Annotated in this window: 21 protein-coding genes; 14 read left to right on the top strand and 7 right to left on the bottom strand. The window is 47.9% G+C overall.

From position 1 onward, the window contains the following. Nucleotides 1-153: 153 nt before the first annotated feature. Complete coding sequence (tnpA, locus tag WBG78_RS16860; protein WP_337327631.1) at nt 154-642, bottom strand: IS200/IS605 family transposase; 489 nt, start codon at nt 640-642, stop codon at nt 154-156. Nucleotides 643-944: 302 nt separating this feature from the next. Between tnpA and WBG78_RS16865 the strand changes: the two genes are divergently transcribed. After that, complete coding sequence (locus WBG78_RS16865) at nt 945-1,763, top strand: ion transporter (protein WP_337327632.1); 819 nt, start codon at nt 945-947, stop codon at nt 1,761-1,763. 55 nt (nt 1,764-1,818) lie between these two features. On the opposite strand, the gene WBG78_RS16870 is transcribed toward WBG78_RS16865, so the two are convergent. Further along, entirely contained in the window at nt 1,819-2,787 is a 969-nt protein-coding gene (locus tag WBG78_RS16870) for a methylenetetrahydrofolate reductase (RefSeq protein ID WP_337327633.1), read from the bottom strand. Nucleotides 2,788-3,158: 371 nt separating this feature from the next. Between WBG78_RS16870 and WBG78_RS16875 the strand changes: the two genes are divergently transcribed. After that, nucleotides 3,159-4,019, top strand: a complete 861-nt coding sequence (locus tag WBG78_RS16875) for a 3-keto-disaccharide hydrolase (RefSeq protein ID WP_337327634.1) — start codon at nt 3,159-3,161, stop codon at nt 4,017-4,019. 94 nt (nt 4,020-4,113) lie between these two features. Here the strand turns inward: WBG78_RS16875 and WBG78_RS16880 are convergent, their stop codons facing one another. Together WBG78_RS16880 and pnuC are read right to left on the bottom strand one after the other, a co-directional pair. After that, on the bottom strand, nt 4,114-5,772 hold the full coding sequence (locus WBG78_RS16880) for a DUF5060 domain-containing protein (RefSeq protein WP_337327635.1): 1,659 nt from the start codon (nt 5,770-5,772) through the stop codon (nt 4,114-4,116). A 77-nt stretch (nt 5,773-5,849) separates the two neighbouring features. After that, a complete protein-coding gene (gene pnuC, locus WBG78_RS16885; RefSeq protein WP_337327636.1) occupies nt 5,850-6,458 on the bottom strand; it encodes a nicotinamide riboside transporter PnuC in 609 nt (202 codons plus the stop codon). A gap of 349 nt (nt 6,459-6,807) precedes the next feature. Between pnuC and WBG78_RS16890 the strand changes: the two genes are divergently transcribed. From WBG78_RS16890 to WBG78_RS16940, 11 genes are all read left to right on the top strand, one after another. Next, nucleotides 6,808-7,257: a rhodanese-like domain-containing protein gene (locus WBG78_RS16890; protein ID WP_337327637.1), complete on the top strand. Its 450-nt coding sequence runs from the start codon at nt 6,808-6,810 to the stop codon at nt 7,255-7,257. A 174-nt stretch (nt 7,258-7,431) separates the two neighbouring features. Continuing rightward, complete coding sequence (locus tag WBG78_RS16895; RefSeq protein WP_337327638.1) at nt 7,432-8,211, top strand: DeoR/GlpR family DNA-binding transcription regulator; 780 nt, start codon at nt 7,432-7,434, stop codon at nt 8,209-8,211. Then, entirely contained in the window at nt 8,201-9,625 is a 1,425-nt protein-coding gene (locus WBG78_RS16900) for an L-fucose/L-arabinose isomerase family protein (protein WP_337327639.1), read from the top strand. Before WBG78_RS16895 ends, WBG78_RS16900 begins: the two co-directional genes overlap by 11 nt. 26 nt (nt 9,626-9,651) lie before the next feature. Beyond that, on the top strand, nt 9,652-10,488 hold the full coding sequence (locus WBG78_RS16905) for a transketolase (RefSeq protein WP_337328047.1): 837 nt from the start codon (nt 9,652-9,654) through the stop codon (nt 10,486-10,488). Nucleotides 10,489-10,583: 95 nt separating this feature from the next. Then, nucleotides 10,584-11,561, top strand: a complete 978-nt coding sequence (locus tag WBG78_RS16910; RefSeq protein WP_337327640.1) for a transketolase family protein — start codon at nt 10,584-10,586, stop codon at nt 11,559-11,561. Further along, the gene (locus WBG78_RS16915; RefSeq protein WP_337327641.1) at nt 11,558-12,529 is read left to right on the top strand and encodes a D-ribose ABC transporter substrate-binding protein; all 972 of its coding nucleotides are present in this window, start codon (nt 11,558-11,560) and stop codon (nt 12,527-12,529) included. The genes WBG78_RS16910 and WBG78_RS16915 overlap by 4 nt, the downstream gene beginning before the upstream one ends. 6 nt (nt 12,530-12,535) lie before the next feature. Then, on the top strand, nt 12,536-13,171 hold the full coding sequence (locus WBG78_RS16920; RefSeq protein ID WP_337327642.1) for a DUF2291 domain-containing protein: 636 nt from the start codon (nt 12,536-12,538) through the stop codon (nt 13,169-13,171). Nucleotides 13,172-13,264: 93 nt separating this feature from the next. After that, entirely contained in the window at nt 13,265-14,776 is a 1,512-nt protein-coding gene (locus tag WBG78_RS16925; protein WP_337327643.1) for a sugar ABC transporter ATP-binding protein, read from the top strand. Next, nucleotides 14,776-15,777, top strand: coding sequence for an ABC transporter permease (locus WBG78_RS16930; protein ID WP_337327644.1), 1,002 nt, complete (start codon nt 14,776-14,778; stop codon nt 15,775-15,777). The genes WBG78_RS16925 and WBG78_RS16930 overlap by 1 nt, the downstream gene beginning before the upstream one ends. A 12-nt stretch (nt 15,778-15,789) precedes the next feature. Next, on the top strand, nt 15,790-17,265 hold the full coding sequence (locus WBG78_RS16935; RefSeq protein ID WP_337327645.1) for an FGGY family carbohydrate kinase: 1,476 nt from the start codon (nt 15,790-15,792) through the stop codon (nt 17,263-17,265). Nucleotides 17,266-17,321: 56 nt separating this feature from the next. Next, a complete protein-coding gene (locus tag WBG78_RS16940; protein WP_337327646.1) occupies nt 17,322-18,920 on the top strand; it encodes a DUF1593 domain-containing protein in 1,599 nt (532 codons plus the stop codon). 11 nt (nt 18,921-18,931) lie between these two features. On the opposite strand, the gene WBG78_RS16945 is transcribed toward WBG78_RS16940, so the two are convergent. The 3 genes from WBG78_RS16945 to WBG78_RS16955 form a co-directional block, all read right to left on the bottom strand. Then, the gene (locus tag WBG78_RS16945) at nt 18,932-19,168 is read right to left on the bottom strand and encodes a hypothetical protein (RefSeq protein WP_337327647.1); all 237 of its coding nucleotides are present in this window, start codon (nt 19,166-19,168) and stop codon (nt 18,932-18,934) included. A gap of 106 nt (nt 19,169-19,274) precedes the next feature. Beyond that, complete coding sequence (locus WBG78_RS16950) at nt 19,275-20,357, bottom strand: sensor histidine kinase (protein ID WP_337327648.1); 1,083 nt, start codon at nt 20,355-20,357, stop codon at nt 19,275-19,277. 17 nt (nt 20,358-20,374) lie between these two features. Continuing rightward, a complete protein-coding gene (locus WBG78_RS16955; RefSeq protein WP_337328048.1) occupies nt 20,375-21,010 on the bottom strand; it encodes a response regulator transcription factor in 636 nt (211 codons plus the stop codon). Nucleotides 21,011-21,518: 508 nt separating this feature from the next. Here WBG78_RS16955 and WBG78_RS16960 point away from each other — a divergent pair. Continuing rightward, a complete protein-coding gene (locus WBG78_RS16960; RefSeq protein ID WP_337327649.1) occupies nt 21,519-21,713 on the top strand; it encodes a hypothetical protein in 195 nt (64 codons plus the stop codon). Nucleotides 21,714-21,715 lie beyond the last annotated feature (2 nt).

Below are 21,715 nucleotides of genomic sequence, written 5' to 3' on the forward strand. Positions count from 1 at the left end.
ACTTAAAGTTGCAACCCTTTAAACTGCCAAAAAAGAAAATATACTCTCTAAGGAAGTTGTTTTTTAACATAGAAGGGGATCCTCTCTCTGTAGCAAAAAGATTGCATTCAGATCCCCGGAGGGGATCCTCTCTCTGTAGCAAAAAGATTGCATTCAGATCCCCGGAGGGGATCTTCTGTCTGTAGCAAAAAAATTGAAAATATATCGATCGTCATATTGCACGTCGGCGTCTTTGAGCATTTCAACATATTCTTCCCGGAAAGTCCGTTTTCGATGATGCTCTTCCTGATTTTCAATGTATCTCGCCAAATGGGGCAATGCCTCTCTTGAATAAGAGAACGCCGCATAACCCTCTTGCCATGAAAAGTGCCCTCGTACAAGGCGCCGTTCGTTTATCCAGCGTGAGGATACTTTCTTTATGTCCTGCACCAAAGCAGAAATTGACTGTGCGGGATTTACTCCGACCAGGATGTGGACATGATCCTCGACACCGTTGACACACAATGGCTTGTGTCCATTTTTTTTGATGATCCCGGTCATGTACTTATGAAGTTCGGACCTCCAGTGTTTCGCGATAACTCCTTCCCGATATTTTACAGCAAAGACCAATTGGACAATCAGCTGCGTGTATGTGTCTGCCATAATTAAAAAATATATATCTGAAATTAAGGCTTCCTGTGCGCTGATTGCAATCTGGAAATCCTTATCATTCTCGTTAGCGGATGCGTGCATTGATGCTGATTAAAACGTGCTTGCAATTGCGTGCGGGGAACGAATAATCGTTTTAACAAGACGTTGCAGACGCACGCCGCGCTTAAGAACGTTCAATGCTACACATGGAAGATCCCTCCGGGGATCTAAAGGCAATCATCAATTAAGAGCTACCCCAGAAGATCCGCTCCGCGGGGCTAATGCAATCTCTTCAATTACGTTTAAATTGATGCATGAACTGGAAGGACAAACTCTACGAAGTCATCTTCGAAGCCGACACGCCGGCGGGCAGAACATTCGACATCATGCTACTGATTGCCATCGTGCTCAGCACCATCATCATCATGTTGGAGTCCGTTCCCTCAATTGCCGCCGCAAACCGCGACACGTTTGTCGTCGTCGAATGGGTGTTCACCATCCTGTTTACTTCTGAATACGTGCTGCGGATCATTGCTGCCAGGCGAAAAGCGAAATATTTGTTGAGCTTCCTCGGCATCATCGACCTGTTGTCCATCCTGCCGACCTATCTGGCTATCTTCCTTAGCGGCGCGCAGATATTTCTCGTGATCCGTGTTGTGCGTCTGTTCCGCGTGTTCCGGATCCTCAAGCTTGCTCACCTGCTTGGCGCTGGAAATACGCTTCGTGCCGCTCTCATCGCCAGCCGGCATAAGATCAGCGTGTTCCTGTTTTCCGTCGTGCTCATCGTGATACTTTCAGGCGCGTTAATGTATGTGATAGAAGGATCCGAACATGGCTTCACCAGCATACCGCGAAGTGTGTACTGGGCTGTCGTCACGCTCACAACGGTAGGCTATGGTGACATCGCTCCTCAAACATTCCTCGGGCAATTCATTGCTTCGGTGATCATGATCCTTGGCTACGGCATCCTGGCTGTTCCAACGGGTATTGTTTCGTCGGAGATGATAAATCTGAAAAGCAAAGAAAAAATCAGCTCGCAGGTTTGCCCTCACTGCATGCGCGACGGGCACGACTCGGATGCAGTGTTTTGCAAGTACTGTAGTTTCAAGCTCAACGACCATACGGTATCTTAGATCGAACCGTTGCCGTGAAGCAATAAGTCCATTAGGCAATGGACGGGTACGTTCGTTATGAGCCGCTCGCTGCCGTGGTCGGTGCCATACTGACCTTCCTCACACCATGCTGATTCAATATCCTGCCAACTTCATTAACCAGGTATATTGATGCCTCGATTTCATTGGCCTTCGTCGCAACACTTTCAATATTGAATCCAAACGGCAACGACCTGCTCGCGCAGTGGGCTGCAAGCTCTGATGCGATATTGAGGCAAACATTCACCGACCGTTCAAGCATGTTATCTGAAGTCTTGAACTCCGTCTTAAGATCATCGGGAACATGAATGCCAAGCCAGTCCATAAAGTCGAGCGTCTTTTCTGACCCGCATACAGTCAGCGTAAAGACGAGCGTCGGGAACTTTATGCCGGTACGGGAACAGGTGCGTTCAAGATCGTCGATGACAGTCTTCGCGAAAGACAAATTGAACACGCACTGGGAAATGAAGTATGAAACACCGCAGCTTACCTTGTCAAGGATCCTTTGGTCTTCGTCTTTAAGAACTTCATGTCGTTCCGGAATTGTCACCGCTCCGATGACAGAAGTTTCCTTGTATTGGCTCCACAGTTGATACGCCTCTGGCAAGCTTGTTTTGACCGGATGATTCGGAGCCGGCAGCCCGACGAATACCGGATAGAAATTGTGCTTGTTAAGATCGTCGAGCCAGCGCTGCAGTTCGCTTGGTGAAAACATGCCCGCGGGTCTGTAAATAATTTTCGGAACCTTTAAGTCTTGCAGATGTCCGCTTGCAAACTCAAACGGGTCCTGTGCCTGAAGAAACGGAAATGGCCGCTCCGTAGCAGTGCGGGCAGATTCATCCTGTACATCGTAAACGATTAGGGCATCGATGTCCAGCGGCAGAAGTCTTTCGATAGTCTTTCTTGCTATTTCCGCTGTACGTTCAGGAGTAGTTCCCGACTTTGGAGGGGTAATGCCATAAGTTAGAATACCCGAATCTCCGGCCTTGATCTTATTGATAAACATTGAAACTGTTTGCTTGCTTGTTTTGTGGTTTCCTGGTAGTGATCAGCTTTTGCTTTCCCTGCATACTGCTCTTTGCCGATGCTGAAGGACAAGCCTGTGTGCTCATACCGATGTTTTTGACTTAGAGTTAACTTACAAAGCGCAATAATATGAAAAGATTTTGAAGCTTAAGTATTTTATGCAGCCATTGCTCGTGCTACTGTCCTGACTCCATTTATCAGGCTGATCTTCCAACGGGATGTCGAAGCTTTATCACTGCGAAAGCTCGCTTCTTATGAGCTTCATTTTGAATGTAAACATAGATCCCGGACATTTGCCTGGCGATATAATAACCTGTTTAATCTTCAACCTGAATAAATTCGACTTAAGCCATGATCAATAAACCTGTTTGCCTCTTACTCATTATCTCTCTTTTCCTTGTCAAATGCGGAAGCAAAGAAGATCCCAACAAAGAGGAGTGGATCAATCTCTTCAACGGGGTTGATATGAAGGACTGGAAACCAAAGATTCGCCACTACGCCCTGAACGACAACTTCGGCAACACGTTTCGTGTTGAGGACAGTGTATTGAAGGTGTCTTATGAGAAGTATGATTCGTTCCGCATGCGGTATGGGCATATATTCTACAAGGATAAGTTCTCTCATTATCTGATCAATGTTGAATATCGGTTTACCGGCAATCAGGCAACCGGAGGCGAGGGATGGGCACGGCGCAACAGTGGCGTCATGGTTCACGGGCAGTCTCCCGAAAGCATGGCCGTCGATCAGGACTTTCCAATTTCAATTGAGGTACAACTGTTGGGCGGCCTTGGAGAAGGCGAGAGAACCACGGCGAATCTTTGCACGCCGGGAACAAACGTGGTGATGCACGATTCACTACTGACCGAGCACTGCGTAAACTCAACGTCTAAAACTTACGATGGTGATCAGTGGGTGAGCGTGAGCATACTTGTTCTTGGTGACTCGCTCATTGCGCATATCGTTGAGGGCGACACGGTCTTACGGTATTCGAAACCTCAGGTGGGAGGGGGAGTCGTAAATGATTATGACAGTGCAGTTAAGATTGATGGCACCCCTCTTACCGAAGGATACATCTCTTTGCAAAGCGAGAGCCATCCTGTCGAATTCAGAAAGGTGAAGTTACTCAATTTGAAAGGCTGCAAAGATCCTAAGGCGACGAACTACAAGTCGTACTATGTGGCAGCAGACAATTCGGGCTGCGTTTACAAGTAACATCAGATAGTTTCAGCGGCGGACTGGCGGAGTGATTGTGTACTTCATGGCTGGATTGCAGAAGCGGCGCCCTGACGTGACCCGTTTTCTGATGCTATTCGACAGCACTAAGTATCAAGACTGCCGACTGTCCTTTCCACGGCGAAGTATACATCCCAAAGCCACCGCCCTTGCCGGTTACAACAGGCGTTGTGTCTCCGGAGAAGATGTTGAACCACGATGACATTACCTGTCCTGACTTTGGCGTTGGAATGTTAGTATATACGTTGTAGTTGTATCCAGGCACGTAGAAGAGATACAATCCCTTATCGTCCGACAGTGCATAACCGCTGAATGCGAGATTGTCATTGCCGGGATTCGAGTTAGTCGTAAGCTTGGGTTTGTGCGGATTTAGTTTGGTATAGTCGTAAGCGGTGAATAGCTTCTGCATGTGTTTGTAATAATCAAAGCGCGGCTTCTGTATCGTCTGACCCTGCCGCATAATATCGTAAATGACGATGTCCCACGAAGTATTCTGCCAGTAGTACGAACCGTACACCCCGGCAAACAGGCACGCGTAGGTGCGCTCAAGGCATACTTCCGCATTGGTATAGTTGCCGGTGAATGTTGAATACGGGCCCTCTTCATAACCGCCATGTTCTATGTTCATCACAGGCTTATCAGAATGCCTGAGGTAAGCCTCCAGGCTGAGCGAGTATAAGTCTGGCCGCCAGTTTTGAATGGAAATGAAGTCAACCTTATCGGGCTCACGGGAGCAGTACTCATAATCGTGCACGGTGATCAGGTGATTGTAGGTGTCGAGTCTTCGCGTGCGTTCAATTCTCTCGTTGATGTATGGGATGTCACATCGGCCATAGTCGAGCGCTTCCTTCGAAACATCCCAGATCACATTCGGATATGACTGGTAGCGTTTGATGATATAATCATAGTACCGGTTGTCGTCAGCGCTGTACATCGCGGGCCAGTTCACCTTCTTGTTCCAAACGTATATCATCATATGTGCCGCTATTCCACGTTCGTGCAAATGCTGGATCACGCGGTCGAAGTGTTTAAAGAACGGAACATTAAGTTTGTCGAACTGCGGCTTTTCGTTCGAACCCATGAACACCGAATAGGATGGATCTTTGAAACTGTATTGCTTAGGTACAGTGGCGTCCGTCTTCCACAAAGTTTCAAACGCATAAACATTCAGCACAATCTGGTTGAAGCCGTTCGCGCGGGCGGCGTCTACGATCTCCGTTGTTTTAGGAATGCCCGACTTGTTGTCGATGTCCAGGGCAAACAGCCAGTCCAGTTCAAAGGCAAGTGAAAAATAGGGAGTGCCATCCTGGTAAATGAATTTTTGACGATGTGATGACGCGACCTTCACCTGTCCGTGAATGTCGGGATTGGCGTTGGGCGATGCCGTAATCACACCGTTCAATGCAGAAAGCTTGTTCACTGCAGAGAAAGTTTGAAAGCGATATTCGCCTTCAGCCTCGGGAGAAAACCGTAATACATATTCCATATCGCCATTGTAGAATCCATGTATCGTATACGACTTACCGGAACTGTGTGTAACCAGCGCGCCAAATATGATATCGAACGGATTACCCGCAGGAAGTTTTGCTACTGTAAAAACGATATCGACCGGCTGATACACAGACGTCGTGATGTTTTTACCTGTTGTGTATGGAGATCGCTTTTGCGCTACCGATACCGTTGCCAGTGCCGACAAGAAAAGAATTGAAAGTACGGCAATGCTCTTATTCATAGAGAATGTGTATTACAGACACATACTACACATTTTTTTACAAATCATCCACGCCGAAGCAGCCGGGCAAATAACTGTCAATTTCTGCTCGCCGCCAGCTTCCGCCAGTCGAAATATCCAAAGCAGGCAACGATAAAAAGGAATAAAGTCAGCACAGCCAACAGAGGGAGTTGCTTCATCATAAGCAGTGGTATGGCAAAGATGTTGGAAACATTCAGCAACAACCAGTTCTCCACTTTTCGTCGCGTCAGCAGCCACGTGCCCGCCCATGCGGTTGCCGTTACCCACGAGTCCCACGCGGGGACGTTCGACGAAGTAAATGTAATCAGGCTCGCATAAAGAATGGCCCAGCTTACCAGCACGATGAAAATGGCAACAATCCACTCCCTGCGGCTTGTAAACGTAACCTGCACGACCGGCCGGTTCTTTTTCTTAACCCAGAACCACCAGCCGTAAATGCTCATTACGACGTAATACATTCCAAGCACACATTCGGCGTACAGTTGCACGGAATATAAACTGTAAATTGATAGAAGGCTTGAAACAAGGCCAGCTGCATACAACGCCACGTGATTAGCCCGCGCCAGTAAGACTTCAGCAACGCCCGTGATCAAAACAATCCATTGAATAGCATCAGTCTGCCTGAGTTGATCCTCAAATAAATAGTACCAGTCTGTTACACGCATAATATGAGTGATACATTTTCCGTCGCCAGGGTTATGCGCAGACATATACGAAATGTACCGGTTCCCTACGCTGGTATTACCCAGATCAGGTGCATGAATATCTGCAGTTGTCCTGCAGCAATATTCAATGGGTATGATCTCAGCCTTTATTCAGCTGTTCGATTGTTTATCGTTCAGCAAGGCACCCCGTTTAGTATCAGGCTTAAAAATACAAGTACATTCTGTACTATCACAACAAGTCCGGTTATAAGACGTACTTACTTTTACATTTTACATCTAGAGTTTTACATTTTGCGGTTAAAATTCTAAACTGCATTGCAGCTTACAAATGCACCTTAACTGATAACCCATGTACAAAAAGGTCACCCAAAATACATTGCTGTTGCTTTCATGCACCATTTTCCTGGCTGCACTGTTAGGATTCACGCTGCAGCAGGAGCCCTGGCGCAACGATCAGTTACTTAGTCCTGCCGATCTTGCAGCTACGATAAAGGACAGCGCAAAGGAACAACCACTGATTATCAGTGTTGGGCCGTCGGCAGTTATTCCTAAGTCTGTTGAGATCGGAGCAGCACATGAAGGCAATAACATTAAGACACTTGAAAATCGTCTTTCTAAAGTGTCGAAGGAAAAAGAAATAGTGCTCTACTGTGGATGCTGCCCATTTAACAAATGTCCTAACATCAGGCCTGCGTTTACACTACTTACCACGATGGGATTTAAGAATCACAAACTGCTGAACCTTCCGCGCAATGTGAAGGCCGATTGGATCGATGCAGGTTATCCGGTGGCTGATTAGGAGACGCTCTCTCTAATTCCATTTAACAAGCATCAAAAGCCCTTAAAAAGGGGCCTTTTTCGCTGCCTCACTTGAGGCCAGGAGCTTCCTTTTACTTCTGTACGGTTTGCTTTTATTTTCTAATGATTTCGAATATTTACGAAAATCTGCTATTATTGGTTGATTTTAATACCCATGCTGGCAAATCATCGAAGAGACAAGATTCTGGAACTCCTTCAGGAAGACGGCTCAGCCAAAGTGCTGGACCTGGCTAAGTTGTTCAAAGTCACAGAAGTTACGATCCGGCAAGACCTGGAAAAGCTGGAAAAGGAGGGACTCATAACCCGCGAACACGGCGGGGCTTTCATGAAAGGCGTGCCGGGGCAGGTGAAAGATTTTACGCTTACCCATCAGGAGCATCTCGACAAGAAGGAACTCATCGCCAGAAAGGCGCTCGAGTTTATTGAGCGCGGTGATACCATCATTCTCGATTCAGGTTCTACTACTACTGAGATCGCCAAGAAGCTGAAGGGCTTCAAGCCGCTTACGGTAATCACCAACGCACTCAATATTGCACTTATCCTCGGCGCTGAGCCTGGAATAGATGTCATCGTTACCGGCGGCGAATTCAAACCTCCAACGCTGTCGCTAACAGGACAGAAGGCCGCCGACTTCTTTAAAGGCCTAAACGTTCAGAAATTGTTTCTCGCTACTGCCGGCATCTCATTGAAGGCTGGCTTAACCTATCCGAGCATTAGCGACATCGTTGTGAAAAGGGCAATGATCGAAGCAGCTGAAACTACTTACCTCGTTGCCGACTCAACCAAAATTGGTAAGACGGCCCTGGCAAGTCTCGGTGCGCTGGCACTCATTGATTACATCATCACCGATCCGGATATCGAAGAGAAACATCGCCAGGTGTTTCGCGATCATGAAATTGAACTGATTATCGCTACGAATCAAAATGAAAAATAACCAACGGGAAGTTACGCTTGGAGTCATCATTGGGAACAGAGATTTCTTTCCCGATAAGCTGGTGGGTGAATGCCGTGCCGATCTGCTTGTTGCCTTCGAAAAAGCAAAGGTCAGGCCTATCATGCTTACAGAGGCCGACACCAAGCTCGGTGGCGTAGAAACTTTTCAGGACGCCCGGAAGTGTGCAGCACTCTTCAGGCAATTTGCTGATGAGATCATGGGCATCGTCGTTGTCCTGCCGAACTTTGGAGACGAAAAGGGAGTGGCCGAAACGATAAAGCTCTCGGGACTGGATGTTCCTGTTTTGATTCAGGCATACCCCGATGATCTGAACAAAATGGATGTCGCTCGCCGGAGAGATGCATGGTGCGGAAAGATCTCCGTTTGCAATAACCTGCATCAGTACGGAATCAAATACACGCTGACGACAAAGCACGTCGTTCATCCTTCGGATAAAACCTTTACGCAGGACCTCAATGATTTCATCGCTACGTGCAGAGTTGTTAAAGGATTGCGCACCGTGCGCATCGGCGCCGTTGGTGCAAGGCCGGGCGCGTTCAATACAGTAAGGTACAGTGAGAAGATCCTTCAGCGCAACGGTATCTCTGTGGTGACAACGGACCTTTCTGCTATTCTTGGTCATGCGAATCGGCTGACTCCGCAGGACCAGAGTGTAAAGGATCGCATCGACGCCATAAAGTCGTACACACCAACGGGGCGAACTCCCGAAGACAAACTGTTGCAGATCGCGAAACTCGATGTCGCGCTCAACTCGTTCATGTCAGAACATGCGCTCGACGCCACCGCCATTCAATGCTGGACTTCGTTGCAGCAGAACTACGGATGTAACGTCTGCACAAGCATGAGCATGATGAGCGAGAACATGCTTCCGAGCGCGTGTGAAGTCGATGTCACCGGAACGTTGAGTATGTATGCCATGCAGCTGGCTTCAGGCTCTCCAAGTGCATTGGTGGATTGGAACAACAACTATTCTGACGATGATGAAAAGGTCGTGCTGTTTCACTGCGGTAACTGGGCGAAGTCGTTCCTGCCGGACGTTGAAATCGCGACAGCACCAATCCTGGGAACTTCAGTGGGAGAGGAGAATACTTACGGCGCATTGGCTGGGCGCACTCCAGCCTCTCCGTTGACATTCGGTCGCATAAGTACCGACGATACGAGAGGAGTGATGAAAGCTTATGTAGGTGAAGGCGTGCTGACCGATGACCCGCTGCACACATTCGGAACCCGCGCGGTGGCACAGATCTCAGATCTTCAGAAGCTCATGCATTACGTTTGCCGGAACGGGTTCGAGCACCACGTAGTCATGAACGCTTCAAAGACGGCGGCCATACTTAAAGAGGCAATGGGTAACTATATGGGATGGGAGATCCATCATCACAACGAGAAATAGACCGACACAAGGGAACATTGCAGATGATGGCAGATCATAACTTAAAAAAGAAGTCGATCGAATATCGGAAGAGCATTGTGCGTTATATCTACCACGCCAATGCCGGCCACACAGGCGGAAGCCTTTCGTGTATCGATGTATTAAACGTTCTGTACAATCATGTGATGAACGTTGGTCCTGATAATTTTCAATCGCCCGATCGCGACCGGTACATCCAAAGTAAGGGCCACTCGGTTGAAGCGCTTTTTGTTGTCCTGGCCGACAAAGGATTCTTTCCGGAGACCGAACTGGACACGCTCTGTAAGTACCGGTCACACTTTATCGGTCACCCTACACGCAAAGTGCCTGGTGTGGAGCAAAACACAGGAGCCCTGGGGCATGGTTTGCCCATCAGCGTTGGCGTTGCCATCGGCGGCAAGATGGATGAGAAACCGTTTCGCGTCTTTACGCTTCTCGGCGACGGCGAACTGCCGGAAGGATCCAACTGGGAAGCCGCGCTCACTGCCTCACACTATGGATTGGATAATCTCTGCGCGATCATCGATAAGAACAACCTGCAGATCACTGGTCCGACTGCCGATGTGTGCAACACAGACCCCATCGATAAGAAGTTTGAGAGCTTTGGTTGGGAAGTTCGAACTGTTGATGGTCATGATATCGATGCGCTGAAAGAATGCTTCGATTCATTGCCCTTTGCGAAGGGAAGGCCAAGCCTGGTCATAGCGAATACGGTGAAGGGAAAGGGCATCAGCTTCATGGAGAATCAGTTGAAATGGCACCACGGTGTGCCTGATGAGAAACAGTATCAGGTGGCCCTGTCCGAGCTGGATGTTGCCAACACCACCGTTCCGGATGACTTCTGAATCGGGCGATGTGATTGTGACATGAACTTGATATCTGAACGATATTGAAGGTGTACGAAGAGAAAGTGAATTGAATTACTCAAAATAAGTGAAACGTGGGAACAGTTGTTGAACAGGGGTCCGGAGTTCTAAACGGCAGAGCTAATCTCGACGTCTTCTCCGAAACACTGCAGGCTCTGGCAGATAAAGACAAATCTGTGGTGGTAGTTACCAGCGACTCCCGCGGTTCCGGAAAACTCACTCCGTTCGGGCAGAAGTTTCCCAGGCAGATAGTTGAGATTGGCATTGCAGAACAAAATCTGGTAGGCGTTGCAGCAGGACTGGCATCAACTGGAAAGAAAGTGTTTGCCGTTTCACCGGCGTGCTTCCTCACCGCACGTGCTCTCGAGCAAATCAAAAATGATGTTGCCTATTCCGACAATCCCGTCAAGTTGATTGGTATCAGTGCGGGCGTGAGCTATGGAGCATTGGGTACTACTCATCACAGTCTGCACGACCTCGCTGTTTTGCGGGCGATTAATAATATCATCATCGTTGCTCCCGCAGACAACTATGAAACTGAGCAGGCAATTCGCAGGGCAGCAGAGCTTCCTCATCCTGTTTACCTTCGTTTTGGTAAGAAGGCAATGCCGCATCTGACGGCCGCGTCGCCCGATGATTTTGAGTTTGGAAAAGCGCGCATTATAAGGGAGGGAGATGATTTAACATTTGTCGCTACCGGAGAAACGGTTCATCCTGCTCTCGCGGCGGCGGAAAAGCTGGCGGGGCAGAACATTCAGGCTGGCGTCGTCAGCATGCATACCATCAAGCCTTTGGATCGCGACCTGCTGTCGTCACTGGGGCGGGCGGGTAGGCCCGTCGTTACGGTGGAGGAACACATGATCAACGGCGGTCTCGGCGAGGCATGTGCTTCATTTATGTTTCAGCAGGGTTTCAGGAATGCCTTCCGCATTGTTGGCATACCCGACGAATACACGGTCACGGGATCACAGGCTGAGATCTTCTCTCATTATGGCATATCGAAAGATGGATTATCTGAAGTCGCTTTGAACCTGCTTAACAAAAGGTTATGATCAGACACATCGCGCGATTGTTATTCCTGACTTCCCTTCTGTTGTGTTTCAACGGGTGTGGTCCATCGTCAGATGACAACACGAAACAAGTGGCCATAGTAATCTCCACACTTAACAATCCGTGGTTTGTATTTCTTGCAGAAACTGCGGCTGCCGAAGTTCGCAGGTTAGGCTATGAGGCGAAAATCTTTGACTCACAAAATAATACAGCTCTCGAGACAGAACATTTTGAAAACGCCTTGGCATCCGGATATGATGCCATTCTTTTCAACCCGACAGATGCCGACGGATCAGTGGCGAATGTCAGGCGGGCAAAGGACGCCAATGTTCCTGTGTTCTGTATGGACCGCGAGGTAAACACTACCGACGGAGCGACATCTCAAATCCTCTCCGACAACTATTCTGGCTGTGTCGCCCTGGGTAAATACTTCGTACAGAAGATGGCCAGGAAAGGAAAGTATGTCGAGTTACTTGGACTGGTTAACGACAACAACACCTGGAACCGTTCCAAAGGCTTTCACAGCGTGGTTGATAACTATCCCGAGCTGCAAATGGTGTCGCAGCAAAGTGCTGAATTCGATCGCAACAAGGCGATGGAGGTGCTTGAGTCCATATTGCAGGCACATCCTGACATCGACGCCGTCTTCTGCGGTAACGACGCTATGGCTAGCGGAGCTTATCAGGCACTGGCGTCAGCAGGGAAGACCAATGTACGCGTATTTGGTTTTGATGGTGCCGGCGATGTTGTAGAGGCCATCCGGAATGGCAAGATCGATGCGACGGGAATGCAGTTTCCCCAGCTCATTGCTGAGCATGCTGCCATCTTCGCCGATCAGTACTTCAAGGGCAAACGCGACTTCGCCAAGAAAGTGCCGGTAGCCGTAGAGTTAATCACGCGAAAAAACGTCGACAATTATCTTGCCTTCGGTGAGCGGGAGAACGATGGCAAAACGGAACAAAAGCAATAAGATTCCATGCGCAACAGGGTTGTTAAATACATTGTTATACTTGGCCTGTTGGCATTCCTTGGTTTCAAGTCCGTGTACTTCAGGAAGCTTGATGAAGTCAATTCGCAATCGGGCGTATCGAATTTTGATGCCGATGCATTTGCACGATCATTTTACAAGGATAAACTTCCGCTGGCGATAGATAGCGCTGTTGATCTGAACACTCTTGTGTCATTGCTTAATAAGGATCCTGAGGCAGCAGTTAAGCGATACGCTCACGCCCTTGCCATAGGTAATATTTGCTACTTTCTCGTAAGAGGTGAAGGCACTGTTGCCAGACTTACAGACACCGGTGTTACTGTAAATGCTACCAACGCGACCTCAAAGCCGGTTGCAACCATTGCCACGGAGTTCATATACGGAAATGCCATTCGCGATGCATCCGGACTTGTGCAGTTAAGTGATTTCAACAATACCGCTGAGCTGAACAGCGTATCAGAATCTGTCAATAAGATCGTAAGGGCGGAAGTCATTCCTCCATTTGTTGCTAAAGCAAAGGAGGGATCTGCTGTGCAATTTGTCGGAGCAGTTGAACTCAATAAAAAGTACCTTGAACTGGACACCATCGAGGTCGTACCTGTTAGACTTAATGTGTTGAATTGACCAGTAATGAGTAAACGAAAATATGTTCAGTAAAATCAGTGTCAGCGAAAAACACAGCACTAAAGACTCAGGACTCAAGACTAAGGACTAAAAATGCTTTTTGTCGAGAACATAACGAAGAAGTTCCCGGGCGTGATTGCGCTCAACAACGTTTCCATGCAGCTGCATAAAGGAAAAGTTACCGCGCTCCTTGGGGAGAACGGTGCGGGTAAATCTACGTTGATGAAGATCCTCTCGGGCGTGTACAGTGACTACGAGGGAAGGATCGCGTATGACGACAGAACATTAAACTTCAGTCATGTTCGCGACGCTCAGAACGCCGGTGTAACAATGATCCATCAGGAACTAAATCTCGTACCTCACCTTAACGTGATGGAGAATATTTTCCTGGGTCGCGAAATTGTAAATGACTGGGGATTTCTGGATAAAAGAGCGATGAATCAGAAGACTACCGAATTGCTGGCCCGTCTTCACCTGAACGTTAGTCCGCATACACCGGTCTCAGAACTGAAGGTGGGCCAGCAGCAGGTCGTCGAGATTGCCAAGGCGTTGCTGAATGACTCCCAGATCATCATAATGGATGAGCCTACTTCGGCAATCAGCGACAAGGAGGTAGATGTGCTGTTCGGTATAATTGACAGCCTTAGACAACAGAATAAGATCATCATCTATATCTCGCACAAACTCGACGAGTTATTTCGCATCGCGGATCATTACATTGTGATGCGTGATGGATGTTTTGTCGAGAATGGTGAAATGGGAAACGCGAATCATCAACACCTCGTCAATAAGATGGTTGGCAGGGAGATTAATCTTTCACGCGCTGCTGAAGTTATAAAACCGCATCAGCAGGAATTGCTGAGGATTGAGAAGCTGTGCCTTAAGAAGCCGCAAAGAAGGGGCGGGGCAGTATTGACCGATGTTTCATTCAGTGTAAAGGGTCACGAGGTTATTGGCCTCTTTGGATTAATGGGTGCCGGTCGTACTGAGCTAATGGAGGCAATCTTTGGCCTTCATCCAACTCTCACAACGGGTGAAATATTCGTAGACGGTAAGCAGGTGTCATTCCGATCGCCCGATGACGCGATCAAAGCCGGGATTGCCCTCGTGCCTGAAGACCGCAAGAAGGACGGACTTGTACTGGGACTCGACGTCACGACAAATATCAGTATCACCACGCTGCATAATCTGCAAAGGGGCATTTTCCTCAACGAGGTGAAGGAGAAAGAGCTTGCAGAAAGATATATCTCGCAACTCAGGATAAAGACTCCATCGGGAAAGGAAACGGTTAGAAACCTGAGCGGCGGTAATCAGCAGAAAGTGGTGATCGGAAAATGGCTTGCGAAACATCCGAAGATCTTCTTGTTGGATGAACCCACGAGGGGCATAGACGTCGGGGCAAAGAACGAGATCTATCGGTTGATACAGGAACTGGCCGCGGCGGGTATGGCTATCGTGGTAGTCTCATCGGAGTTGCCCGAGATCCTCGCAGTTTCCGACAGAGTGCTGGTGATGTCTGAAGGACGCCTTACAGCCGACATCCCCATAGCAGAAGCGACGGAGGATTCAATCCTGATGGCAGCCATTCCCAAAAATCTTAACTAATGGAGATAGAAATTCAGGTGAACACGGGTTTAAAGAGATATACCGCTCAGGTGAAGAGATTTCAGTCGTTGATCGCACTGTTTATTTTGTGCGTAACGCTGACACTGCTCACCGACAAGTTCCTCACGGTAGATAATGCCTGGAATGTCATGCGACAGATCTCAGTGAATATTTGCATCGCCACAGGAATGACGCTTGTTGTCCTCACCGCCGGGATTGATCTTTCTGTTGGCTCTGTGCTTGCGCTGTCGGGAGCAGTAGCCGCAGGGTTGTTGAAGAATGGTTTGCCTGTTCCTTCCATAAACCTCTTCGTGGGCTTCACGGTGTTAGGTGCAGTGCTCGCAGGTCTGATGGTTGGTGCTGCACTGGGTTTCTTCAACGGATGGACAATCACAAAATTTAAAGTGCCTCCATTTGTAGCAACACTTGCCATGCTAACTATTGCGAGGGGCTTGACTTTTCTGTGGACGAAAGGTTATCCTATAAGCAATCTTGGCAACGATTTCGATTACATCGGAATGGGGTGGTTTCTGGGAGTTCCATTGCCAGTTTGGATATCAATCATCGTCGTTGTCGTTGCCGTTTTGCTGACGCGGCAAACAAGATTGGGCCGCTACGTCTACGCTATCGGAGGAAATGAAAGCGCGGCCAGGCTCTCTGGTATCAACATCAACAAAGTAAAACTTGTTGTGTATGCTATTGCCGGTGGCCTCGCTGCTGTAGGAGGGATCATGATTACGTCACGACTGGATTCTGCACAACCGAATGCCGGTATCAGCTATGAGCTCGACGCAATTGCGGCAGTTGTAATTGGAGGTACGTCGCTCTCCGGCGGCAAAGGAAGTATACTGGGAACGGTATTGGGCGCCGTCATCATTGGTGTGCTGAATAACGGATTGGTTCTGCTGGATGTGTCGCCCTTCTGGCAACAGGTTGTGAAGGGAGCAGTTATTCTGCTAGCAGTAATTATAGACAGATCAGGTTCAAAGGCTGATGCATAGCAAACCAGAGAAATGAAATACATCTTAGCCATTGATCAGGGAACCAGCAGCACTAAAACCATTCTGTTTGATGAAAACGGAAGAGCCTTTGCCAAAGGAACAGAACCGCTGAAGACAAATTACCTGCCCAATGGATTTGTGGAACAGGACCCTGAAGAGATCTTTAAAAACGTATTGACTTCAGTTGAGCAGTGCCTTGCTGATTTTAAATCCAGGGGTGGCAACGCAGCGGATATCCGCACCTGTGGCATATCCAATCAGCGAGAAACGTTCGTGATCTGGGATGAGCATGGTGTCCCGCTCTGCAATGCGCTGGTGTGGCAATGCAAACGCTCCGTGGCCATTTGCGAACGATTAAAAGCGCAGGGACACGAGCCCGCTATTCGTTCGTCAACGGGACTGCTACTCGATCCATATTTCTCCGGAACCAAGCTTTGCTGGTTGTACGAAAACATTCCCGAAGTGAAGGAAGCCATCAATGCAGGCAAGGCCTACTTCGGAACGGTGGACACCTGGGTGCTGTTTAAGCTGACCCATGGTGCGAATTATTATACGGACTATACGAACGCGTCGCGAACGTTGTTTTTCAATCTGAACAAACTCGCGTGGGATCATGACCTGCTGGACCTTTTCGGCGTTTCCAAACTGAATCTCCCGAAGCCGAAGCCATCGTCGTCGTTATTTGGTGAAAGTGATTTCAATGGATTATTGCCTTCACGGATTGAGATCACAGCACTTATCGGTGATTCTCATGCCGCTGCATTTGGCGAAGGATGTTTCAACGCGGGCACGGCAAAGGCAACGCTTGGAACTGGCTGTTCAGTAATGATGAGTGTGGGCGATAAGGTGACGCGTTCAAACACGGGCATGGTGTCTACGATTTGCTGGAGCACGGAGACTGAGGTTCAGTATGCATTGGAAGGCGTCATTGTTACCTGTGGTGGCACTATAGAATGGTTGAGAAACGAACTCCAGTTGTTCACGGATAGCAAACAGACGGAGGCAATGGCGAAGGCCGTCTCTGACAATGGAGGTGTTTATATCATTCCGGGTTTCAGTGGTCTCGGCGCTCCTCACTGGCAGATGAGCCGGAGGGGTGAGATCAAAGGCCTGACTTTTGGATCCACAAAAAATCACCTCGTTCGGGCCGCGCTCGAATCCATACCTTATCAGATCAAGGATGTAATAGCCGCGATGGAGTCCGACACATCCATAAGTTTGCAGCAGTTGATGATTGATGGCGGCATCAGCTCAAATCAATTCATCGTCAATTTCCTTGCAGAGTTGCTCGGGAAGCCTGTGGTCAATATCGGAATTGCAGATGTTTCTGCATTAGGTGCTGCATACCTCGCTGGCCTGCATTGTAAGATCTTCCGTGATCTGAATCATCTCACTGAACTGAACAGTGAGAAAACAACGGTACGGCCATCCGGTGACCAGAATGTAAAAAAGTGGTATAAAGGATGGCAGCACGCCCTGGCCCACTGAGCGTAATCTTTTCAGACACTGAACGTAATCTTTAATAGCAGTAAACACGACAATCAATGATTAAGTCCACAAAAGGCCTGGTCCACAAGTTCTGCCTCTGCCTGAGCATGGCGGTCACGATTTTCATTCACAACGGCGCCTGGGCGCAGGGTCCAAATGACAGTCCACGCCCAAGAATAGTCATCACCGCCGACCCCGAATTGGACGATAACAACTCATTAATACGCTTCCTACTGTACAGCAGCGATGTACAGGTCGAGGGCCTGATCTATGCCAGCAGTGGATTTCACTGGAAGGGCGATGGTAAAGGCACCAAATGGTTTGTCCCTGGCAGAGAGTATAACCGCTTCGGCCAGGACAAATGTCCGTGTGAATCGTGGCGCTGGGCAAAAGACGAACGATTCATTCACGACATCGTAGAAGCCTACGAGAAAGCTTATCCAAACCTGAAAGTTCACAATGCTAACTATCCGACTCCCGAAGAACTGAAGTCAAAGGTCCGCTACGGCAATATTGATTTTGACGGCGACATCTCTAAAGACACACCCGGCTCAGATCTGATCAGATCATTGATACTCGATGAGAAGCCTGGGCAGCTGTATATAACCGCCTGGGGAGGGCAAAGTACCATAGCCCGGGCGTTGAAGTCAATCCAGGAACAATACGAGTACACAGCACAATGGGAGTCGGTCAGGAATAAGGTTTTGCGCAAAGTCGTGTTGCTTCCGTCGGGAGATCAGGATGACACATATGCAAAATACATCAAGCCTAACTGGAAGGGTATCGACTACCGACAGTTCCGCGAAGGTCCAAACTATGGATATGGAGCACAGCTGAGAGCAACACCTGGGAACGCGAAGTTGCTGACGCCCGCATGGATGAAAGAGAATGTAACAGACCGCGGACCGTTAGGCGCATTATATCGTGTATGGGGTGATGGAAAGCAGATGGTTAAAGGTGATATCATGGACTATTTCGGCATGACGGGTTACACCGATGACCAGTTGAGGAAGATGGGTTACGTTGTTTGGATGCCGGTTCAACCTAAGGGTTCGTGGCTGGGTGAGGGTGACAATCCAACGTTCATGAACATGCTGGGCAATGGCTTGCGCGCTCATGAGTTCGGACCTTACGGCGGTTGGGGCGGTCGGGAGCTGTCTGATCCGGGAGCTGAAAGTTTCTCCTTCAACTTAAGCGACACCTCTCAGCAGGCCATGGCCAATGCACTTGGCTCAGTGGGACAGAACAAGAACGTAAACACCTTTCCCGATTTCTTTGCCACGGCACAGCAGGATTTTGCCGCACGAATGAAGTGGACCACAAAATCTAAATATGCCGACGCAAATCACGAGCCACTGGTTAAGATCGAGGGACCACTTGAAGTGATGGCATCTCCGGGAGAAACTATAAGACTCAATGGCTCGGCGTCAGATCCCGATAACGACAAGATGGCGATCGGCTGGTGGCAATTTAAAGTCGGTACTTATACGAATGATGTTATCCTTTCGAATGCCAATACTTTGCAATGCAGAGTAACGATTCCCAAAGATGCGAAAGCAGGGCAGACCATTCACGTTGTCCTGCAGGCAAGTGACAACGGTACGCCTTCTCTAACCAGATACCAACGTGTGATTGTTACCGTTAGAGCAAAATAGTAAATGATTGCTCAAAAATGACCGCGATCGCTCTCTCTGTCGCTATTGCGGTTGTTAGCGGACCCGTTCTTGATCATATTGATTTCAGCTTTCGCAAGAAATTTGGCGTCTTTTAGGTTATTCGATTGAAGGTAAGAATCAATTCGATCCTCGATCAGCTTGAAATCTTCGCCACATTCCTTTCGTACCTCGTCAATAAAATATGACTTGATGCGGGTCTCGAGTTTTGTCCTTGACTTATAATCCATGGAAGAATCATTTGATAAAAAAAGTGCCTCGAAGGGTAAGTCTAAAGTGCAATACTACGCCATTGAAATTTTACAGGCATCCGTATTTCCCACGATGCCGTTTTCTTTAGGAAAATTCCGGGATTGCCAGATAGAATACCGAGCCATACTTCTCACTGCTTGTAAACCAGATTCGTCCGCCCATCTGGTTCGCGAGTTGTTTACAAATTGATAACCCAATGCCGTGTGAAGGTTCGCCATTCAATCCGGTACGCCCGGCAATCGTATGGCGATCGAAAATATAGGATTGAAGCTCTATCGGTATGCCTATGCCTTTGTCGGCTACTGAGATTACTACACTTTTGTTCTCCGTAAATACGCGGAGGTCTATGGGGTCATCAGGACTGCTAAATTTTATAGCATTAAACACAAAATTGTTAATGACCTGAAGGAGTTTAAATTCATCAACCTCAACGATAATCTCCGGATCCTTGGTATAAAAAGTAAATTGCCTCTGCGGATAAGCTGCAATAATATTTTCCAGGATATATTGAAGTTTCTCAATCAGACTAATCCGTGAAGCTTTGATAGCCACCAGAGGTGACTTGTCGTATTCGTTACGCGTTACGCTGTTAATAATATCCAGACAATGCTGGCTGTTTTGGTTAATCAAGTCGAGAAGATCTCTAAGATTGTCTTTATCAAATATCTCCAGGTTCCGCCCGGCTTCAATGTAAAAATGTTGGGTCAGCGTGATTGCACCGCTTACAAAGTGCAGAACACTGTCTAGCGTCGTGTTTTTCTTCGTCCCAAATTCAACAAGATAATCCTCATGAGCTTTTGCCGTACTGATGTCATCGACATATACTACGATGTATTCGCCATTGAATAGTTGCACGGCAGATATGCACAGGCGACTTGATCTGGTTTCGTTTCTCCAGGCTGTTTCAAATTCTACGTATGCTTTGCCTGATTGTAAAGCTGTCCAGTGTTCCAGCAAAAGTGTTTGATCGTGCGACACCAATGCATTGCGAAGATTCTTAAGTTCAGCGAGATGCATTCCACTTTGAATCCCGGTAATTCGCCCGACTTGTTCCGAAACAAACAGTACTTCGTGTTTGTGCGGATTCACCACCATTGCGTTTGGATGCTTGCGCGCAAGTTCCAGCACGAATTCTTTGGTAACAGACGGTACAGTCTCAAGTGACATGTAATACAGGTATATGGTTAGCGGCGCACAAAACCCTTTGTTACAGCAAAAGCGATCAGTTCTGCAGTATTCTTTACTTCCGCTTTCTCAAGCATATTCTTGCGATGCGTTTCAACAGTCCGTTCAGCAATCCTTAATTTCTCGGCGATCTCTTTTGATGAGTAGCCGGTTGCAATAAGCTCCAGTACTTCCCGTTCTCGCGACGTAAAAATCTCCTCCCTTGCTATAAGAGTATCTTCCAGTCCGGATAGAAATTCATGAAGGTTCTTCAGCTTTCGGGAGGCGTCTTCACAGATGAAGAATTTCTCAGATGCAACTGCCTTTATACCATTTAACAATTGTTCGAATCCCGATTTCTTGGAAACGAAACCCAACGCACCTGCACGGATCACTTTTGCAATTTTTTCAGCGTCGTCATACATCGAATGAGCAAGTACTTTAATCCGTGGATATTGTTGTTTAATTAATCTGCAAATTTCAAATCCGTTGTATTGTGGATTATCGTCATTCGAATCGAGGTAAACGTCCATAATCAGAACATCGACGTCAAGCGATGCTACCCGACTAAAAAGTTGTTTCGCAGTGCTCGCCTCACCCACAAAGGAAATCCGCGAGTCATCGCGAAGGAGTCGCCGGACACCGTCACGCATGATTTGATAGTCTTCAAGACTTTGATTTCATGCTTGTCGGTGATACTCGTCATCTTGGTTTAATTATAAATCCTGGATTATAGCATTATCTGGTAAAGAGGCTTTTTATTATCGGAGCAAACGGCGCGCCGTTAGACGTAAATGATTTTTGTTGAAAAGCCCCATGTAAATGGATTTTGTGAATGCACTTCGATATTGCTGCGGGGTTATTATTCTACATTGATTTGACTTACATCCCCTTTTTACTTTAGAATGGCTTTCGCCATTCCTTGGGTCCGGTCAATCTCGTTATAGCCGGGATCGTCGCGACGGCAGCAATGACACTTTTTACCGAATTGGTTTTTCGGTTATTGAAGCGTAAGTACCACGTCATTAGAGTGCTTGCAAATATGATTCGCTTCGATCGGGTTACGCCCGTCCATACCACGCCTCAGCCACAGATGATTGTCGCTGGCGTAGTTCACTACTTTATTGGGATCATCTTTGCGTTTCTCTATAGTTCATTTATTGTATGGGTGCCGGATTGGAATCCATCGCTGAGAGCTTTGGTTTTGGCGTGATCATTGGGTTGATTGCAGTAGGGGTATGGCGTCTCTTCTTTGACCTGCACCCGGGTCCTCCTGCAATATCACTTCCGGACTACCTGACCGTCATCGCTCTTGGGCACTTTGTGCTAAGCTTTGTACTGGCGGGTATGTATCAATAATG

Origin of the sequence: Chryseolinea sp. T2, from assembly GCF_037203685.1 — a bacterium.
Lineage (GTDB): Bacteria > Bacteroidota > Bacteroidia > Cytophagales > Cyclobacteriaceae > Chryseolinea.

What these genes read in the sequence shown, in the direction of transcription:
- tnpA (WP_337327631.1), bottom strand. Translation starts at nt 642, where the DNA reads ATGGCAGACACATACACGCAGCTGATTGTCCAATTGGTCTTTGCTGTA.
- WBG78_RS16865 (WP_337327632.1), top strand. Translation starts at nt 945, where the DNA reads ATGAACTGGAAGGACAAACTCTACGAAGTCATCTTCGAAGCCGACACG.
- WBG78_RS16870 (WP_337327633.1), bottom strand. Translation starts at nt 2,787, where the DNA reads ATGTTTATCAATAAGATCAAGGCCGGAGATTCGGGTATTCTAACTTAT.
- WBG78_RS16875 (WP_337327634.1), top strand. Translation starts at nt 3,159, where the DNA reads ATGATCAATAAACCTGTTTGCCTCTTACTCATTATCTCTCTTTTCCTT.
- WBG78_RS16880 (WP_337327635.1), bottom strand. Translation starts at nt 5,772, where the DNA reads ATGAATAAGAGCATTGCCGTACTTTCAATTCTTTTCTTGTCGGCACTG.
- pnuC (WP_337327636.1), bottom strand. Translation starts at nt 6,458, where the DNA reads ATGCGTGTAACAGACTGGTACTATTTATTTGAGGATCAACTCAGGCAG.
- WBG78_RS16890 (WP_337327637.1), top strand. Translation starts at nt 6,808, where the DNA reads ATGTACAAAAAGGTCACCCAAAATACATTGCTGTTGCTTTCATGCACC.
- WBG78_RS16895 (WP_337327638.1), top strand. Translation starts at nt 7,432, where the DNA reads ATGCTGGCAAATCATCGAAGAGACAAGATTCTGGAACTCCTTCAGGAA.
- WBG78_RS16900 (WP_337327639.1), top strand. Translation starts at nt 8,201, where the DNA reads ATGAAAAATAACCAACGGGAAGTTACGCTTGGAGTCATCATTGGGAAC.
- WBG78_RS16905 (WP_337328047.1), top strand. Translation starts at nt 9,652, where the DNA reads ATGGCAGATCATAACTTAAAAAAGAAGTCGATCGAATATCGGAAGAGC.
- WBG78_RS16915 (WP_337327641.1), top strand. Translation starts at nt 11,558, where the DNA reads ATGATCAGACACATCGCGCGATTGTTATTCCTGACTTCCCTTCTGTTG.
- WBG78_RS16920 (WP_337327642.1), top strand. Translation starts at nt 12,536, where the DNA reads ATGCGCAACAGGGTTGTTAAATACATTGTTATACTTGGCCTGTTGGCA.
- WBG78_RS16925 (WP_337327643.1), top strand. Translation starts at nt 13,265, where the DNA reads ATGCTTTTTGTCGAGAACATAACGAAGAAGTTCCCGGGCGTGATTGCG.
- WBG78_RS16930 (WP_337327644.1), top strand. Translation starts at nt 14,776, where the DNA reads ATGGAGATAGAAATTCAGGTGAACACGGGTTTAAAGAGATATACCGCT.
- WBG78_RS16935 (WP_337327645.1), top strand. Translation starts at nt 15,790, where the DNA reads ATGAAATACATCTTAGCCATTGATCAGGGAACCAGCAGCACTAAAACC.
- WBG78_RS16940 (WP_337327646.1), top strand. Translation starts at nt 17,322, where the DNA reads ATGATTAAGTCCACAAAAGGCCTGGTCCACAAGTTCTGCCTCTGCCTG.
- WBG78_RS16945 (WP_337327647.1), bottom strand. Translation starts at nt 19,168, where the DNA reads ATGGATTATAAGTCAAGGACAAAACTCGAGACCCGCATCAAGTCATAT.
- WBG78_RS16950 (WP_337327648.1), bottom strand. Translation starts at nt 20,357, where the DNA reads ATGTCACTTGAGACTGTACCGTCTGTTACCAAAGAATTCGTGCTGGAA.
- WBG78_RS16960 (WP_337327649.1), top strand. Translation starts at nt 21,519, where the DNA reads ATGGGTGCCGGATTGGAATCCATCGCTGAGAGCTTTGGTTTTGGCGTG.